Here is a 17,463-nt window from a genome sequence, read left to right as displayed (position 1 = left end):
GACAACGCGAAGCTGACAACCATTACAACAACTAAAACAATTACAACATATTTAACTCCAAAAAATCCCCCTCCCCGCCAAGGCATTCCAAAGTGTACCCAAAGAAAGGAGGAAATAAATCGCTGCAAAAATATTCACTCTTCTGACATTGTCCCTTGCAAAATACCAGGCAAAAAGAGGAACTGCCTGCAGCGCATGTAGTCCCAAAAAGTGGAATATCCGGAGATCACCATAGGTTTTTGCCCAATTGAAAAAGAAAATTCCTTCCTGTCCATCGGGGGCACCAACGGTGTGACTCAGGTTGGCAGCCATCAAGTATCCCTCCAAACTCGCCACCACAAAAATCAACATGCTCAGCTGAATGCCTCTTTTATAGCCTGCAAACAAGGATTCTACAACTGAAAATAATCGGTAAGCCCAAAAAACCATGATCGTATTGATCAGAATGGCAATGCCCATGATTTGAAAAAGAACCGCATTGCTTATAGAACTGACATTAAAATGTGACATTTCACCCCTCGATGCCTGATAGATGATGATCACCTGCTCGATCAACATAGCCGTGATGATGGTCAGTTTGATCTTTTGGACTTTCCTGATTTGAGGAAGATAAAATAGATACCAAGCCATTGTCCATGAAAATATCCCGATCGAAACCGCGAACTTCATCGGCTTCATCCAGACATTGACTCCCATCAAAGTCCTGTCATCAAAAAAGGAAATTCCCAACATGACGAAAAATGCAATGAAATTAAGAAGGCCAAACTGCCCCAGCGATTTGCTTCTCTTAAATATTTTATTGACAAAAATCATGGGTAAAAAGGGCTCTGATTGAGCTTTTTGATTTTGAAAGCCCTGACCAAGAAGTATAATAACAAGCCAACAGGCCCCATCATAAATGTCAGAATCAGACAGGGCAATACAGCCCATCGGCTGATGTCTTTTTCCCAGGAATCCCGTGTAATCCACATCCCCACAAACAAATCAAAAGCGAGGTAATGGATCCATCCGGCCAAGAGTGCTTCGTCAGAATCAAACAGCTTCCTGACTTCAGATAAAGTGCTGAATCCCCCTTCCCCTCCACTGAACAAGGCGGGAATGATGTAAAATGCATAAGTCAGCGCCATCAAAATGAAAACCCCCGAAAAGAGGGTCTGATAGATCCATTTGCGGGGGTAGAAGATAAACAGTGCAATCCATGAGAAAAAGGCCAAGGTGCTGGCCATGCCAAAAACAGCTTCTAGTGTCATGGGAATCGGGTGTTTGGTTAATTTAAATTTAGGGAAAATTATCCCGCAAAGGCGCAATGGCACGAAGAAAAATTTTGAAAATGTAATTATTGACCTAAAAAGGACAATAAAACAAGAATCGCTGATTCGAAAAAAACAGGTTAATTCAAATGAATACCATCATTTTCCAACCCTAAATTATTTTCCTCTTGATCTTGGCAATATAAAAACCATCATAACCGCTTTCCTGCGCCAACACCTTTTGGTCTTCTACCAACTCAAAGTTCTTCCCGTTTGGAGAAGCAAGGAATTTTTCTACCTGCATTTGGTTTTCTGTAGGCAGAATACTACAAGTTGCATAAACCAATAATCCCCCCGGCTTGACCATGCCGGCATAGTTTTGAAGGATTTCCTGTTGGATGGCCTGTACCTTTTCTATAGACTCCGGAGTCAGTTTCCACTTGGTATCCGGATTGCGTTTCAATACTCCCAATCCCGAGCAGGGCACATCCAACAGCACCCTGTCAGCAGACTCTTTCAGCCTTTTGATGGTCTTGTTGCCCTCGATTACCTTGGGTTCGATGATGCTGATGCCGTTTCTTCTCGCCCTCAGTTTGGTATTCTTCAGCTTCCATTCTTCCACATCCATGGACAGGATCCTGCCTTTATTTTGCATCAGCGCAGCAAGATGAAGAGATTTTCCACCCGAACCGGCACAGGCATCGATGACCCGCATTCCCGGTTCAACTTCCAAAGCTGCTGCCACAAGTTGGGATGATGCATCCTGAATCTCAAACAAACCTTCTTTGAATGCTGGATTTTTAAAGATATTCTGCCTTTTGGCAAGTACCAAGGCGTCTTTGTAGCCTTTAGGTGCAAAGGATTCTATGCCATCTTCCGCAAGTCTATTCATGAGTTGCTCACGGGTAACTTTAAGCGTATTGACTCTGAGGACGACATCCGCTTCTTGGTTGAGGGTTTCGATTTCTTTCTCCCACTTTTCCCCGAGCTGCTCAGCACCCATGTCATCCAACCAATCCGGAATCGACTGAAGGATTGCCCTTTCTCTGATCCTATCGTATTTTGCAAGAATGAATTTTGGATCCATGCCTTTGAATTCTCTCCAGTCCGGAAGTTCATTTCCCTGAAGCACCCAATAGGTACCAAACAGGTGGTACAAATCATCCGATGGACTTACCTCATTGAGCAATCTCCACCAGCGCACCATTTCATAAGCTGACTCAGCGATAAATCCCCTGTCTCTTGCACCCCATTTTGGATTGGATTTCAGAATTCTTTCAATCACCTTGTCAGCATACCTGTTTCGGTTAAAAATCTCATCGATGGCTTCAATGACTGCACTGACGGTATTGGTGAAGAGTTTCATGGCAATTTTTTGTTTGAGGTCACAAAGATAACAGGATTCCGATGCCCGATAGCCAAAGGTTTAAAATCCCAAAACCGATATTTTTGTTAATTTTGCACCCGCTCAACAATTATTGATTTATGCTTGACAAACTCCAAGCGCTGAAAGAAAGATTTATAGAAGTAGGTCAGCTCATCATACAGCCGGACTCCATGTCCGACATGTCCAAATACACCAAACTCAACAAAGAATACAGAGACCTCGAAAAAGTGGTAAACCTGTATGATGAATATAAGTTGGTCAAAGAAAATATCAGCAGTACCAAAGAAATCCTGGAAAAAGAAAAAGATCCGGATTTCCGGGAAATGGCCAAAATAGAATTGGACGAACTCAAACAAAGGGAGGAAGAACTAGAGGAAGCTTTGCGTCAGCAATTGATCCCCAAAGACCCCAATGATTCCAAAGATTGTATCCTGGAAATCCGCGGTGGAACCGGAGGGGATGAGGCGGCGATTTTTGCAGGTGATTTGTTTAGGATGTACCAGCGTTTTTGCGAAAAAAAGGGTTGGAAACTGACTGTGCTCGACCTTACTTTTGGCTCCTCAGGAGGATATAAGGAAATCATCAGCACCATCACCGGCGAGGATGTGTATGGAATGATGAAATATGAATCCGGCGTGCACCGCGTGCAGCGGGTACCGGCCACAGAAACTCAAGGCCGTGTCCACACTTCCGCCGCAACTGTCGCAGTCCTTCCCGAGATGGATGAAGTCGAAGTCAACATCAACATGAATGAAATCCGAAAGGATACTTATTGCTCCTCCGGCCCGGGTGGACAATCGGTCAACACGACTTATTCTGCTGTCCGTTTGACACATATCCCCTCAGGACTTGTGGTGACCTGCCAGGATGAAAAATCCCAGATCAAAAACTTCGAAAAGGCATTGAAAGTATTGCGGTCGAGGTTGTATGAAATTGAGCTTGCCAAGCACAACGATGCCGTCGGTGCCCAGAGAAGGACGATGGTAGGAAGCGGGGACCGTTCTGACAAAATCCGGACTTACAATTATCCCCAAAGCCGTGTCACTGACCACCGGATCAACAAAACAGTCTACAACCTCCCCGATGTGATGGAAGGCAATATTGAAGATTTCATTTCTGCGCTGCGTCTTGCAGAAAACCTCGATAGGATGAATCCTTCAGAAATGGAGGATTGAGAAATGGTCAATAGTTATACAGTCCATGGTCCACAGCAGGTGAAATTGAACTTTTAACCATATTATTAATAGTTATGGTTTGGATAGTATCAAATGATCATTCTTTTGAAATGTTTGCGATATTTTAAAAGAAAGCTGACGGGGAGGTAAAAAGGGAATGATGATTGTCATGTATAAAAAGTAACCAAGACAAAACCAATTTTATCATTTTGGTTGATCAAAAAAACACACATTCTTTTCAGTAAACTCAAAAAACTCCGTTATCTTAAGGAGCTTTAACCAGCCATAAAATGAAGATTCAAGGAAAGGGAAATGTAAGCTTGGTGACTTGGCATGATGGCCATTATCACAGCTTATACCCTATAGCCAACAACCCAAATATTGCCAGAAACCTGAGAGATAGTTTCCCTTCTCCCTATACCATCCATGATGCCCGGCATTGGATCGAGCATAACCAAAAATTCAATCCCCCTCAGAATTTTGCAATAGAATTTGACGGCAAATTGGTGGGTTCTGTCGGCTGTGAAATCGGCAAAGATGAACTCCGTACCAATATGGAAATCGGGTTTTGGGTAGGTGAACCCTTTTGGGGAAAAGGAATCGCCACAGAAGCTGTGCAATTGTTTACAGAATATGCCTTGGAAAAATTCCCTGCCATCAAGCGGATTTATGCCCAAGTCTTTGATTTCAATGTGCCTTCCATGAAAATCCTTGAAAATTCAGGTTACGAACCGGAAGCTATTTTGAGACATGCTTATATCAAAAATGGCAAAGTCGGCGACTTGTTTCAGTACGTCATCATCCGCGAAGAGGTGGAAAAATTTATGGATTAAGGTTTTACAAAACATTCCTTACTTTTGGGGCTGATGAAAACAGCCCCTTTTTTATTTTTTATATTTTACATGTCTTTTTCCTTTGCTTCCGCTCAGGAAGCAAACGACACGGTTCCCAAATCCGGCGGAATAGACAGGGTTTTTGATTTTGGAGATCAGGTTATCGATCTCATTTCCGGTGAAAAGTGGGCCTTCATTCCTGCAGTGACTTATTCCCCTGAAACCAAATTGGGACTTGGCGTCCGGGCCATCCGGGTTTTCAAATACAAAGGAGATACGAATCCCAACCTTCGCCCTTCCTCTATTCCGATCACGATTTTGTATACACTCAACAACCAGACGATATTTACCACGGAGCTTGATCTATGGGCAAATGAAAACAAGGAATACCTCAATGCCCGACTCGAGCTTTCAAATTTTCCTTTCAAATTTTATGGTATCGGCAATGACCCTGTCACAGACGAAGGTGAATCCTACACCACCCGATTTGCCTATTTTCACCTGAATTACCAGCGACAGATTATCCCGGGAATCTTCTTTGGTCCAAGGTACGAATTCAGGGTAGATGACATCTATAGGCGTGTTCCGGGAGGAATATTGGAAACCAGCCAAGTGGCGGGATACGATGGGCAAAGACTTTCCGGTTTGGGATTAAATCTTAATCAAGACACGAGAGACAACATCTTCCAGCCCACCAGAGGATGGAACAACAGATTCAGTTGGATGGGATTTGCTTCTTTTTTGGGGAGCAACTTCAGCTTCAACCAATACACAGCGGATTTTAGAAAATACATCAAAACTACAGATACCCACGTCCTCGCTCTGCAGTCTTGGTGGAGTTTCACCACCGGCAATCCTCCTTTTCAGCATATTTCACTGATCGGGGGAAGCGACCGAATGCGGGGATATTTTGAAGGGAGATTTCGGGATAACCATGCCATGGTCCATCAGGCAGAATACCGCTTGCCTGTTTACAGAAATCTTGGAATGGTTCTTTTTGGGCACGCGGGACAAGTAGCACCGAAGGTGGGTGATTTTGGATGGAAAAGATTCCGATATGGGGCAGGCTTTGGATTCAGGTACAAACTCAATGAGGAAGGTCTCAATATCCGCTTGGACATTGCATTTGGAGATCAGAGCGCATTCTACTTCGGTTTGAATGAAGTGATTTGAGTGCTACAATTAATCAAACTATTTTTTTATCTTTTCGTTAATTTCTTAAGTTTATAAGAACCTTTTTGCACCAATGAAAAAAAGCCTTTCCCTGTTTCTCTGCTTTGGTCTGATTAACTTTTTGAACTTCAGTCTTTCTGCCCAATCATCTATAGAAAAACTGACCGCATCCTTCAAAGAATATAACAATACTTTCCCTTGGGAAAAAGTCTACCTCCACACAGATAAGCCTCATTATGTCCTGAATGACACCATTTGGATCAAAGCCTACGGTATGATTGAAAAAGGTGGTGAGGCTCCGGAAGCGACCAAATCCGTTCCGCTCTATGTGGACCTGTTCGATGCCAAATTTGAAAGGTACATTGACCGCATCATCATCAAGCTGGAGGAAGGCAAAGGTCAGGGAGACATCGTCCTACCCAAAGACCTCAAACCCGGAGCTTACTCCCTTCGGGCATATACCCAATGGATGCGGAATTTTGGCGATGCAGCTTATTTCCACAAAGACATTTGGGTAGGGGAACTGGGTGAAGGTTGGGAATATGCAGGTTCAGATTCCAAACTGAATCTCGGCTTTTTCCCCGAAGGAGGCGATCTTGTAGAAGGCCTAAAAAGTAAAATCGGCTTCAAAGCCACTGATGCCTACGGACGCAGTACGGATGTCATCGGCTATATTTTGAACAGCAAGTCGGATACAATCATGCGCTTCCAATCAGAGCATCTTGGTATGGGAAGCTTCGGATTCACCCCAAAAGAGAATGAATTTTATGAGGTTCATGCCAAATCTCCAGAGCAGGACTGGTCTAAATTTGCATTGAGCCGAATCCAAAAACAAGGTTATGTCCTCAATTTTGATCCGCTCTTTTCGGAAGAAGAAATCAAAGTAGAGATCAGAAATAATCTCTCAACAGCCAATGATGGCAAGAAACTCTTCCTTGTCGGACTGTCCAAAGGTCAAAAAGTATATGAAAAGGAATTTGACGCAAAACAGGCAATCAATTCGACATTAATTTCCAAAGAAGGTTTTTATCCGGGCTTGGTCACCTTTACCCTGATGGATGAGGAAACGACACTTTTGGCAGAAAGGCTGGTCTATCTTTTTCCTTTTTCAAAAGGAAACGCAACCTTTAAAACAGCAAAAGCCGAATACATTTCCAAGGTACGTGTTCAGATGGAAATCAACGTAATGGACGAATTCCAAAGGGCTGTGGAAGGAAACTTCTCGGTATCGGTGACGGATGCCTATCAGGTCTTGCAGCCTGAAAATGCAGAAAACATCCATTCCTACTTTCTGCTGAGTTCAGAGGTCAAAGGGGAAATAGAGCAACCGGATTATTACTTCAATCCTGAAAACCCAAATGCTGAAAAATACCTGGACAACCTCCTTTTGACCCAAGGCTGGAGAAGATTCTCTTGGGAACATTTGTCAAAATTAAGCAGCCCGCCGACATACGCTTTTGAGGAAGGGCTGACCTTGACGGGAAAAGTATATAAAGTGAATGAAAAACCGATCGAAGAACCACACGCATTGCGGATGATGGTAACCCACCGCTTTGGAATGCCTATCCTCTATGAAGGCGAGACCAATGAAATTGGTGAGTTCTCATTTCTCGGAATGGATTACCAGGATTCAGTAGGAATTTACATGCAGGCCTACATCGAAAAGGAAAAAAATAGCGGAAAAACCACAGAGGTCAAAAGAAATGAGGTAGTGATGTCAATTCCAAAGGCTCCCAAATTCCAGGAGAGAAACAAAGCCCTGCTTCCCTCGGGAGATAAGTTTCAGGATTTTGATGACTATCTCGTCTCTGTAAAGGAGGCGAAAAACATGATGGAACAATTCAGACTGAGTCAGGAAATCGAATTGGGAGAGGTTACCGTGACAGGGAAAAGAAGCTTAAAACCTGATAACCGGGCCATCCAGTACAACAATACGCCCGACAGGGGCATGTTTGTGACCAAAGAATTTTACTATTTTCAAAATGTTTTCCAGGTGCTTAGGGGAAGATTCCCGGGCGTCAATGTGATTGGAGATGTGTTCAGCCTTTACCCCACTCCGGTAGTTATCATCAGAGGCGGCGGAGGCTCTATCATGAATTCCGGAGGTGCCACTTTTCTTATTGATGGCATGAGGGTGATGCCATCAATGGTGGGTCTGTTGCCTGTCGCTGAAATAGAAAGAATAGACATACTGATGGGCCTGAGCAAAGGAGCTGTTTACGGTGCTGACGGGGCAGGAGGAGTCATCAATGTATTGACCAAAGCCGGAAACCCTAATTACAAATGGGAGGATGAACCTGTTATTGGCAATACGACCATCAAAGCCAAAGGGTATGTTCCCATCCGGGAATTTTACTCTCCATCGGGAGTTTATGACATCAGTGCGCCGATTGCGATAGACTTCAGGTCCACCATTTATTGGAATCCCAATTTGGATACAGACAATACGGGAAAGGCGCAGATTGAATTTCTCCTCACCGAAAGCAAGCCTGAAGTATTTGTCAATCTTCAAGGCATATCCAAATCCGGCGAACCCATCCACGCCACCTACAGATTCAAAGTGAAATAAAAACAGATGTTGAAAATCAATCCCAAACCCATAATCAGGATTTCTCTGACTCTTTTGTTGTCTTTTTGGCTGTTTGGCCTGAATGCTTTTGGACAATACAGTATCAAAGGAAGGGTATTGGATGCGGAGACTTTAGAGCCTTTGCTTTTTGCCACTGTTTTTATCAGCAATTCCAGTATCGGTACTTCTACCAATAAGCAAGGGGAATTTGATTTGTCCATCCCCGAGGGCAACCATGAACTTGTCATCAGCTATATTGGGTTTCAACCTTTCAGCTATACCATTTCGACCAAGGTTTTGCGGAGTTTTTACGAATTCAGGATTTTGCCAGAAACCATAGAATTGGAAGGAAGTGAAGTGACAGAAAAAAGAGATAAAACCTGGTACGAAAACCTTGAAGTATTCAAGAAATATTTTTTGGGTAGCAGTGCCAATGCCGCAAACTGCAACATCCTCAATCCCGAAGTACTGATCCTCGATGGGGAAACAGAACCAAACTCACTGAAAGTGCGTGCCAAGGATATTCTCCAAATAGAAAATCCTAACCTTGGTTACCAAATCAAATACGTCCTCACCGGATTTGAATACAACAAAGTAAGAAATGAGGTGGTGTATGCCGGATACCCCTACTTTGTGGAAGAAAACCTTCCAAAAAGAAGAGTCAAAAAAGTGACCGAAAGCCGGGAAAAAGCATATTTGGGTAGTATGATGCACTTCATGAGGAGCTTGTATGAAGGAAAAGCAGAAAATTCCGGATACCGAATTTTCCCAACCCAAAAAGTCCCAAACATACCCGCTGAAGTGAATTTGGAAATTGTTGGCTATGGAAGTGAGGTAAAGTTGGATGAGGGAAAAGAAGAAAAGGAATTGGCATCTTTAGATTCCATCGACATCCCATTCAATGACCCGATAGCAGCGGCTACACTGACCCAGTCTACAAAAGACGGGAAGGTATTTATCATCTACAATAAACCTGTCTATATCCTGTATCTGCATGAGGAGGAGGAGTCTGCATTTTTTCTTTACAGTCTTCGCAATATCAATTTTACCATCAAAAACATAGGCTCAGATTTGATTGGGGATTCAGGAACAAAACTTCCTCAACTGAGCAAGTTGGAAATGCGCTCCAAGGCTGTTCAGGTTTTTGATAATGGCAGCTATTTTCATCCTTTTGACATTTTTGTGCAGGGATACATGGGATGGGAAAAAATCGGCGACCTGATGCCACTGGATTACGGGATGGGAGAGAAATAAAGTTCCTTCTTCCAATTACGAATCCAAGCAAATTAGTATTCCAATCTTTACTACTTTTGTCAAAGTGGATAAGATACTAGAACTTATTATTTTTATCCAAAATGCCTTGGACTAAAACAAACTCAGAATGAGCACGGAGAAAATGATTGATAGTCCGGTATGCAGAATATGTAACAATGCCAAAGGAAATAAGACCTATCAGGTAAAGGAAATGATGTTTGGGATGAGGGAAAAGTTCCAATATTTTCAATGCTCCAAGTGTCATTGCCTTCAGATAAGTGATATTCCGCAAGACATGTCAAAGTTTTATCCTGAAAATTATTACAGCTTTGGGAAATACGATGGGAAAAAATTCAAAGGAATTTTAGGAGCCATCAACAGAAAAAAATATGCCCAACTTGTCACAGGAAAAAATCCGTTCTTGAGAAAGACGGCAAGTCTGATTTCAGGCACAGATCTTTTTTTCATTCTTAACGGACTCAATATAAGTAAGGAATCAAAAATACTGGATATTGGCTGTGGCAACGGTAAGAATTTTTTATACCCTCTGGCAGAGATCGGATTTAAAAATGTACATGGCTGTGATCCGTTTCTGTCAGAATCCATCAAATATGACAACGGACTGCAGATCAGTAATTCCAACATTTTTGATATCGAAGGAACGTGGGACATCATCACCTACCATCATTCATTTGAACATATTCCCGATCCATTGGATCATCTTCAAAAAGTCAGTAAAATCCTTGCGCCCGGAGGTGTATGCATCATCAGGATTCCTACTGTCTCTTCTTACGCCTGGAACCATTATAAAACAAACTGGGTACAACTGGATGCACCAAGACATTTCTTTCTCCATTCCAAAGAAAGTATGAAGATCCTTGGAGAAAAGTCAAATATGGAATTGTTCAAAACAGTTTATGATTCCACACATTTCCAGTTTTCGGGCAGCGAAAAGTATATCCAGGATATCCCATTGCGGACACCAAACCCAAAAGGACTGGTCTCTACTTTTAAGAGAAAAATCAAAAAGAGCAAATACGCCAAATCAGCAGAAATCCTAAATAAAGAAGGTAATGGAGATCAGGCAGCATTTTTCTTTAGAAAACCCCTTGAAGTAAATAAGTAATTCGATTTGAAGTTAGTGCGGAAGTCTCGATTTGACATTTCATAAATTTTTTTGAAGTGGGAAAAGTACAAGCAGGTCAGTTTGATTGTTTGGGAGTAGGATGAGGGATAAATTATTTACTTAAAAGATTCTCGATTTACTTACAACAGATAAATATTTGATTATTTTTAGTTTATATACTTTCAAAATCCCCACTTATGAAAAAGGCCTCCAATCCTCTCTTCCTTATTTTTTTGCTTCAGGTATTTTTTTCAGGGTTTTCGCAAGCCCAAAATCTGGAATCCTTAATATCAAAAACCAAACTCTACCAAGTATCCTATCCTTTCGAAAAAGTATTTCTTCACACCGATAAGCCCCATTATTTTTTGAATGATACGATTTGGATCAAGGCATATGGCACTTTGCAAAAGGATGACCAACTCATCTACAATACTCCTACTGTACCTGTCTATGTAGAATTGATCGACAACCAAAGCAAAAGAAAGGTCAGCCAAATCATTCTAAAAATGGAAAAAGGAATCGGAAGAGGTGATATCACCTTGCCGTCCGGTCTTTCTGCAGGCATGTATACGCTGAGGGCTTATTCGACTTGGATGAGGAATTTTGAGCCTGAGGTATTTTTTCACCAAGCTATTTATATCGGCGAATTGGGGAAAGTCAGCTCCGGAGCAGCACCGCCTCAAAATGACTTTGAATTGATGCTCTTTCCCGAAGGTGGCGATTTGGTGGATGGGATTTCCACGGCAATCGGCTTTAAGGCAATCGGCCAAAACGGAAAAGGAATCCAAGTCAGAGGACATATTATTGATTCAAAAAAAGACACATTAGGCAATTTTTCTTCCTCCCATCTTGGCATTGGCAGTTTTACTTTTATCCCCCGAAAAGGAGAAAAGTATGAGGTCGTTGCCACTGCCGGCGGAAATCAAAAAAGAATTGGATTTCCGGAAATCAAAGATAAAGGCTATGTCCTCAATGTCAATTCATCCTTTACTGCCGACCAACTTGAAATTTACATCAAAAGCAACATTACTGAAAAGGAAACACTTCACCTGATGGCCCTTTCCAAAGGGGCAATTTTATTTACCCAGACTTTTGAAGGAGGTGCTGCGATGAAAAAATTCACCCTCAACAAGGCGGATTTCAAATCGGGTATCATTCAGTTTTCTTTGTTGGACCGAATGGGAAATCCATTTGCTGAGCGGTTGGTTTTCCTAAAGCCTGAAGAAAAATCCCTTGTCAAATTCATTTCTTCCAAAACCAGCTACGCTCCAAATGAAACCGTAAGAATGGAAATCCAGGTCAAAGATGCCTTTGGCAAACCTGTTCAGGGCAATTTTTCACTTTCTGCCACTGATGGAATTCAGGTACATTATCCTTCCCATTCCCAAAACATCAGCACGTATATGGACTTGTCTTCCGAACTGAAGGGAGAAATAGAACAACCGGCTTTCTACTTTGATGCTACCAATCCAACAGCTGCCAAAGACCTTGACAATCTCTTATTGACCCAAGGTTGGAGGAGATTCGATTGGTCGCATCTTGACAAACTGGAAAAGGAAAGGGAACATTTCTTTGACTTTGGTATCAACTTGGCGGGCCGGGTCTTGCCGGAAGGACGAAGGGGAATTACCGAACCAAAATTCCTGACTTTGATAGTCAATCAAAAAGACCACCCTTTGGTATATGACGGTCAGACCGACGATAAAGGATATTTTTCATTCCAAGGATTGGATTTTGAAGATTCGACATCGATTTACATCCAGGTATTTACGGTCAACAAAAACAGGAAAAACAATCCCATCCAGGTCAAACCCAACGATGTGGAATTTTTTGAAAAAAACAGACTGGATATTTCCTTGAAAAATTCTGATCTATTGACAATCGACGGCTCAGAATACGAATTCAAGGAGTATTGGATGGAGGTCAAACAGGCCGATCTGATGATGCAGCAATTTCTCAAAAACCAAATGGTAGAATTGGAAGAGGTTACCGTCCAAAGCAGTCAGATCCAGCGCAAGTCTGATATCCGTGCTATCCAATACCAGGACAATCCCGACTTTACCCTATTGGTAACTCCGGAGGAATGGGTTTTCCAGAATGTCTTCCAGCTGATACGTGGGCGATTCCCGGGAGTCACCGTGAGCGGAGATGTGTTCAGCATCAATCCTCCACCTACTGTCACGATCCGGGGCGGTGCTCCCGGAGGTTCCCAAAACAGGGGAGCTTTGTTTCTCTTGGACGGGATGCCGGTTCAGACTTCCATGGCGGCGGTGATCATGGTTCCTGATATTGAGCGGATTGACCTTTTGCGAAGCATGTCCAAGGCCATGATATTTGGACCCGACGGTGCGGGCGGTGTGATCAATATCTTTACAAAGAGAGGAAATCCACAAGCTGACCAACTTTCAAAAACCCCAAAAATGGACAGCAATGCCACCTTGAACAAAACAGGATTTGCACCCGTGCGGCAGTTTTATACTCCTCCAAAATACATTGAAAATGTTGGCCCAAGGATACCGGATTACCGGTCCACGATCTATTGGAATCCAGAAATCACCACTGACAAAAACGGGAAAGCAGTGGTAGAATTCCCGCTGACTGATGGCAAAACCCAAGTGGAAATCAGACTTGAGGGACTTTCTATAGAGGGAAAACCTGTTTCAGGAACTTATTCATTCAAAGTACAATGAGTATCCAAAACCAAAATCCCTGTTCGATTGGACAAGGATTTTGGTTTTATTATCAATGTGAGAGACTCAATACAAACAGCTATTTTTTCAAGGCCCACTTCATCAGCGGCCCACTTGACATGCTGGTGACGATAGCCATGACGACCAAAGCCACAAAAACCTTTTCATCGATCAGCCCATTTTCCAAGGCTATTAAACCCAAGATGATCTCCATCGCACCACGGGCATTCATTCCGAATCCAACCGCCAAAGATTCTTTAAAATTGAATCCACCTCTTGAAGCTCCATATCCACTACCAATAATTTTTCCTGCAAAGGAAATAACAATAATTGCAAGGGTAAGGAGAAATTCAAAATTGGTAACAAAGTTGATTTTCAAGCCAATGGACACAAAGAAAAGCGGGGCAAAGATATTGTTGATAAATTGATGGACAATTTCCTTGGCCCTTTCGGACATGTGTTCCGAATCTCCCAAAGCCACACCAAGTAGGAAAGCGCCGAAAATAGCATGGATCCCAAGCCACTCTGTAAATGCTGCTGAAAGAAAACAGAAAGCCATGGACAGTGACAATACCCCTCCCGGCCAAGCAAGTTTTTTATTGACCCAAGGCAAAACCCTGTTGATAATAAACTTACCCAAAGTCAGCATAAAAAAGGTAAACAACAGGGTAATCCCGACAGTCTGAATAAGCGAGAGGTTACCGCTTTTTCCCATAAAGGAAAGAATCACAGAGAAAATCAACCACCCGATGATGTCATTGACCATCGCTGAAGCCACGATCAGCATGCCCATCTTGGTCTTGAAGAGATTGAGATCCATCAATATCCGGACCACTACAGGCAAAGCTGTAATCGACATGGCTGTACCCATAAAAAGTGAAAACAACAACCTGTCACCATCTGCCAACCCAAAAAAGGAGGAAAAGAAATAGGGGAATACAAATCCCAAAATGAAAGGAACCACCAAGCCAAGTAAGCTGATGCTTATAGCTGCTTTTCCCTGCGACCAAACGAGGTGAAGCTCCACTTCCAGTCCGGCAATAAACAAAAGAAGTACGACCGCAATCTGTACAAACCCGTCCAAAGCAAGATTTGCATTGGGATTACTCATAAAGAGGTACTCGTGGAATTCGGGAATAAAAGTCCCCAAAATGGTAGGACCCAAAAGTATCCCCGCCAACAACTCACCCACTACAGCCGGCTGTTTGAACTTTTGCGCCACCTCCGCAAAAATCCTAGCCAGTAGGAGCATTGCTGCCAACTGCAGAAAAAGGTTGACTACATCTTGATGTGATAAACTCTCCATGTAGCCCGATTATTTTTTAAGTATCAGTAAATTGCAAGGAAGGTTGTTAAGAATTTCTTCAAGGTCGTGCGGAAAAAGCCTGTCCAAAAATCCAAGTTTTCCTTCGTCGCCCACTATCAACAGGTCTGCTTTGACATCTTCAGCAAATTTTGCAAGCTCTATTGCCCATTTGCCACAAGTGACTTTGACATTGACTTTGAGGTCACCTTTGTCAAGATCTTTCAAAATATCATTGACATAAGCGACTTCATCTGCAACAAGCTTCCTTCGTGCAATGGCTATTTCCTCTTCGTTTCCTTCCCCGGCAGTTGCCATTTTCAGGCCATACATTTTGATCTCATTGACCACAAATACCTGCCTCGCACCATCCAACTTGCACCATTCGAGTCCTTTTTGGATGACCTGTGGCGTTTGGTCCTGCTCCGTGCCGTTGATCACCACCTTGTCAAATGGAGTAGGTTTCACGAGCGGTTCAATCAAAGTCAGCACCGAACACTTGGAATTACGGATGATCTTTCTTGCAATAGACCCAATGTAATAGTTTAAAATACTTTCGCTTTTTAGCGCGCCGGCCACCAATAGATCGACATTTTCGGCTTCACAGGTCTGAAGGATCCTTTTTGCCGGTTTGCCTTCTGCCCAGATGATTTTGACATCATTTTGTGAAAGACCGTGTTTGTCAAGCAACTCGTTGAGTTTTTCTTCAAGCACAACGGTTTTTTCACCCACATGGATAAGCAGCAATTCTGCCTGAAAGAGATCTTTCAGTCTTTTTGATTCAGCAATCAAGGCCTCCATTCTTGGAGAGAAAGCAATGGCAAGGGCAATTTTACGAAACATACCTAGGGAATAGTGTTTGTGGAAAAATACCATTTTTTTCGGCCAGGAAATAACTTTTTGTGCTTTGTTTTTTAAGTGGCCTAAAATTAGATTCCGCTTATCCACACTGAAAACCTTTCAAAACCATGCTAACCAATAGGACGAATCGGCTTTTATTTAACGGTTTAAATTTTGTAACATAGCGCGGCAAAAGACACTTTGAGTGTCTTTTTTCATTACAGAACTAAACCTGATATACTTTATGAAGAAAATGTATCTATCGTTGGTTTTAGGGGCGGGATTTCTTTTTTCCGTTCACTCGACCACGCTGGCGCAGGGGGATTATCCCACTCTTGGCCAGATTACCCAAAGGCTGCAAGCCATCTCCGGCAGCGGAAGTGCAGCCAAACTCAGTTCCCTCACCAAAACCGAAGGCGGAAAGGACATCTGGGTATTGAAAATCGGAACCGGTGACATGGACAACAAGCCGGCCATTGCAGTCGTGGGCGGGGCAGAAGGCTTTCATGTTCTCAGTGTCGAATTGGCTCTGCAGTTTGCCGAAAGATTGATCAAAAACCATGCATCGGCCCTAGAAAAAAACACTTTCTACATTTTCCCAAACATGTCTCCCGATGCTTACGAGCAGTATCATGCTTCCCTGAAGTATGAAAGAAGAGGCAATGCCGCCAAAGTCGATCACGACCGTGACGGACAGGTTTCAGAGGATGGCTATGAGGACCTCAACAAAGATGGACTTATCACCATGATGCGCGTCGAAAGCCCCATGGGCGAGTACATGGCCAATGAAAAGGATGCGAGGTTGATGGCAAAATCAGACAAATCCAAAGGCCAAAAAGGTACTTACCTGATGATGCCTGAGAGTATGGACAAGGATAAAGACGGAAGCTTTGGAGAAGATCTGGCAGAAGGCATTGCCTTCAACAAAAACCAGACTTACAAATTCCCGATCTTCCAGCCGCTTGCAGGTGATTTTGCGGTATCGCAGGTCGAAAGCCGCGCATTGCTCGATTACCTTTTCAATCAGTGGAACATCTTTGCTTTTGTGACTTTCAGTCCTGCAAACAACCTCTCCGCTCCCCTGAAATACAATGCAGGAGATGCCAAGAAAAGAATCATTGCCTCCATGCTGGAAAAAGATGTAGCCATCAACGGCATGGTTTCAGGAATTTACAATGAAACGATCTCCCAAAAAGCATTCAACCAAACCAATCAGGGTACGGATGGTGATTTCTTCCAATGGGCTTATTTCCACTTTGGAAGACTCAGCTTTAGCACACCGGGATGGTGGGTACCTGAAGTAAAAGGGGAAGACGGCAAATCCAACAGCAATGCTGAAGCAAACTTCATGGCTTGGGCAGCAAAGGAAAACCTCAGCAATGTACATGTCCCTTGGGCGCCGGTGACGCATCCGGATTTTCCCGGTCAGAAAGTAGAAGTAGGCGGCATCAGGCCTTTTGTGATGCACACCCCTCCTTATGCCAAGGTGGATTCTATCGCTATGGAGCATACAGCATTCATCTTGAAATTAGCTGCTATGAGTCCGAAATTAGAGTTTCACAATGTCAAATCTGAAAAACTGGGCAACGGACTTACCAGAATCACCGCAGATCTTTTCAACAATTCTTCCTTGCCAACACATTCAGAAATGGGTGAAAAATCCCGTTGGCTGAGGAATATCAGAGTAGACATCAGCAAAGATGCTGCTGACCTAGTTTCCGGTGAAAAAATCAAGCTGATTGAGAAAATTGATGCTTATGGCAAAATTACGCTGTCATGGGTCGTCAAAGGAACCGGCTCAGTAGATATCAAGGCCGGTGCAGCACATACCGGTATCGCCACACTCAATGTGAAACTCTAAAC

At 43.1% G+C, this 17,463-nt stretch carries 13 protein-coding genes; 8 read left to right on the top strand and 5 right to left on the bottom strand.

The annotated features are described in order from the left end of the window. Nucleotides 1–51 precede the first annotated feature (51 nt). The 3 genes from MMU05_RS07670 to MMU05_RS07660 all read right to left on the bottom strand — a co-directional run bounded on the left by MMU05_RS07670 (nt 52) and on the right by MMU05_RS07660 (nt 2,616). Nucleotides 52–813 carry a hypothetical protein gene (locus MMU05_RS07670; protein ID WP_241141088.1) on the bottom strand — a complete coding sequence of 254 codons (762 nt, stop codon included), beginning with the start codon at nt 811–813 and terminating at the stop codon, nt 52–54. Then, nucleotides 810–1,250 (bottom strand): ABA4-like family protein, encoded by a 441-nt coding sequence (locus MMU05_RS07665; RefSeq protein ID WP_241141087.1) that lies wholly within the window; start codon nt 1,248–1,250, stop codon nt 810–812. Before MMU05_RS07665 ends, MMU05_RS07670 begins: the two co-directional genes overlap by 4 nt. Nucleotides 1,251–1,422: 172 nt before the next feature. Next, entirely contained in the window at nt 1,423–2,616 is a 1,194-nt protein-coding gene (locus tag MMU05_RS07660; protein ID WP_241141086.1) for an RsmB/NOP family class I SAM-dependent RNA methyltransferase, read from the bottom strand. 119 nt (nt 2,617–2,735) lie between these two features. Between MMU05_RS07660 and prfA the strand changes: the two genes are divergently transcribed. The 7 genes from prfA (at nt 2,736) to MMU05_RS07625 (ending at nt 13,457) form a co-directional block, all read left to right on the top strand. Further along, nucleotides 2,736–3,812, top strand: a complete 1,077-nt coding sequence (gene prfA, locus MMU05_RS07655; protein ID WP_113923343.1) for a peptide chain release factor 1 — start codon at nt 2,736–2,738, stop codon at nt 3,810–3,812. A 290-nt stretch (nt 3,813–4,102) separates the two neighbouring features. Beyond that, a complete protein-coding gene (locus MMU05_RS07650) occupies nt 4,103–4,645 on the top strand; it encodes a GNAT family N-acetyltransferase (protein WP_241141085.1) in 543 nt (180 codons plus the stop codon). Nucleotides 4,646–4,678: 33 nt separating this feature from the next. Then, nucleotides 4,679–5,818 carry a BamA/TamA family outer membrane protein gene (locus tag MMU05_RS07645; RefSeq protein ID WP_241141084.1) on the top strand — a complete coding sequence of 380 codons (1,140 nt, stop codon included), beginning with the start codon at nt 4,679–4,681 and terminating at the stop codon, nt 5,816–5,818. Between the two features lie 73 nt (nt 5,819–5,891). Then, nucleotides 5,892–8,387, top strand: a complete 2,496-nt coding sequence (locus MMU05_RS07640; RefSeq protein WP_241141083.1) for a TonB-dependent receptor — start codon at nt 5,892–5,894, stop codon at nt 8,385–8,387. A 6-nt stretch (nt 8,388–8,393) separates the two neighbouring features. Beyond that, nucleotides 8,394–9,641 carry a carboxypeptidase-like regulatory domain-containing protein gene (locus tag MMU05_RS07635; RefSeq protein WP_241141082.1) on the top strand — a complete coding sequence of 416 codons (1,248 nt, stop codon included), beginning with the start codon at nt 8,394–8,396 and terminating at the stop codon, nt 9,639–9,641. 127 nt (nt 9,642–9,768) lie between these two features. After that, on the top strand, nt 9,769–10,767 hold the full coding sequence (locus MMU05_RS07630; protein WP_241141081.1) for a class I SAM-dependent methyltransferase: 999 nt from the start codon (nt 9,769–9,771) through the stop codon (nt 10,765–10,767). A 197-nt stretch (nt 10,768–10,964) separates the two neighbouring features. Further along, on the top strand, nt 10,965–13,457 hold the full coding sequence (locus MMU05_RS07625; RefSeq protein ID WP_241141080.1) for a TonB-dependent receptor plug domain-containing protein: 2,493 nt from the start codon (nt 10,965–10,967) through the stop codon (nt 13,455–13,457). Nucleotides 13,458–13,536: 79 nt separating this feature from the next. On the opposite strand, the gene MMU05_RS07620 is transcribed toward MMU05_RS07625, so the two are convergent. Then, nucleotides 13,537–14,763, bottom strand: a complete 1,227-nt coding sequence (locus MMU05_RS07620) for a cation:proton antiporter (protein WP_241125987.1) — start codon at nt 14,761–14,763, stop codon at nt 13,537–13,539. 9 nt (nt 14,764–14,772) lie between these two features. Next, on the bottom strand, nt 14,773–15,603 hold the full coding sequence (locus MMU05_RS07615; protein WP_241141079.1) for a universal stress protein: 831 nt from the start codon (nt 15,601–15,603) through the stop codon (nt 14,773–14,775). Nucleotides 15,604–15,844: 241 nt separating this feature from the next. Between MMU05_RS07615 and MMU05_RS07610 the strand changes: the two genes are divergently transcribed. Continuing rightward, a complete protein-coding gene (locus tag MMU05_RS07610) occupies nt 15,845–17,461 on the top strand; it encodes a M14 family metallopeptidase (protein WP_241141078.1) in 1,617 nt (538 codons plus the stop codon). Nucleotides 17,462–17,463 lie beyond the last annotated feature (2 nt).

The sequence above is a fragment of the Cognataquiflexum rubidum genome (assembly GCF_022538115.1).
Classification (GTDB): domain Bacteria; phylum Bacteroidota; class Bacteroidia; order Cytophagales; family Cyclobacteriaceae; genus Cognataquiflexum; species Cognataquiflexum rubidum.
Note: the sequence above shows the minus strand (reverse complement) of the source record. Positions and strands in the feature narration are given on the sequence as shown.

Bases quoted from the DNA above. Each gene is read 5' to 3' on its own strand.
- MMU05_RS07650 (WP_241141085.1), top strand. From the start codon at position 4,103: ATGAAGATTCAAGGAAAGGGAAATGTAAGCTTGGTGACTTGGCATGAT.
- MMU05_RS07660 (WP_241141086.1), bottom strand. From the start codon at position 2,616: ATGAAACTCTTCACCAATACCGTCAGTGCAGTCATTGAAGCCATCGAT.
- MMU05_RS07620 (WP_241125987.1), bottom strand. From the start codon at position 14,763: ATGGAGAGTTTATCACATCAAGATGTAGTCAACCTTTTTCTGCAGTTG.
- MMU05_RS07640 (WP_241141083.1), top strand. From the start codon at position 5,892: ATGAAAAAAAGCCTTTCCCTGTTTCTCTGCTTTGGTCTGATTAACTTT.
- MMU05_RS07625 (WP_241141080.1), top strand. From the start codon at position 10,965: ATGAAAAAGGCCTCCAATCCTCTCTTCCTTATTTTTTTGCTTCAGGTA.
- MMU05_RS07615 (WP_241141079.1), bottom strand. From the start codon at position 15,603: ATGTTTCGTAAAATTGCCCTTGCCATTGCTTTCTCTCCAAGAATGGAG.
- MMU05_RS07670 (WP_241141088.1), bottom strand. From the start codon at position 813: ATGATTTTTGTCAATAAAATATTTAAGAGAAGCAAATCGCTGGGGCAG.
- MMU05_RS07665 (WP_241141087.1), bottom strand. From the start codon at position 1,250: ATGACACTAGAAGCTGTTTTTGGCATGGCCAGCACCTTGGCCTTTTTC.
- MMU05_RS07610 (WP_241141078.1), top strand. From the start codon at position 15,845: ATGAAGAAAATGTATCTATCGTTGGTTTTAGGGGCGGGATTTCTTTTT.
- MMU05_RS07635 (WP_241141082.1), top strand. From the start codon at position 8,394: ATGTTGAAAATCAATCCCAAACCCATAATCAGGATTTCTCTGACTCTT.
- MMU05_RS07630 (WP_241141081.1), top strand. From the start codon at position 9,769: ATGAGCACGGAGAAAATGATTGATAGTCCGGTATGCAGAATATGTAAC.
- prfA (WP_113923343.1), top strand. From the start codon at position 2,736: ATGCTTGACAAACTCCAAGCGCTGAAAGAAAGATTTATAGAAGTAGGT.
- MMU05_RS07645 (WP_241141084.1), top strand. From the start codon at position 4,679: ATGAAAACAGCCCCTTTTTTATTTTTTATATTTTACATGTCTTTTTCC.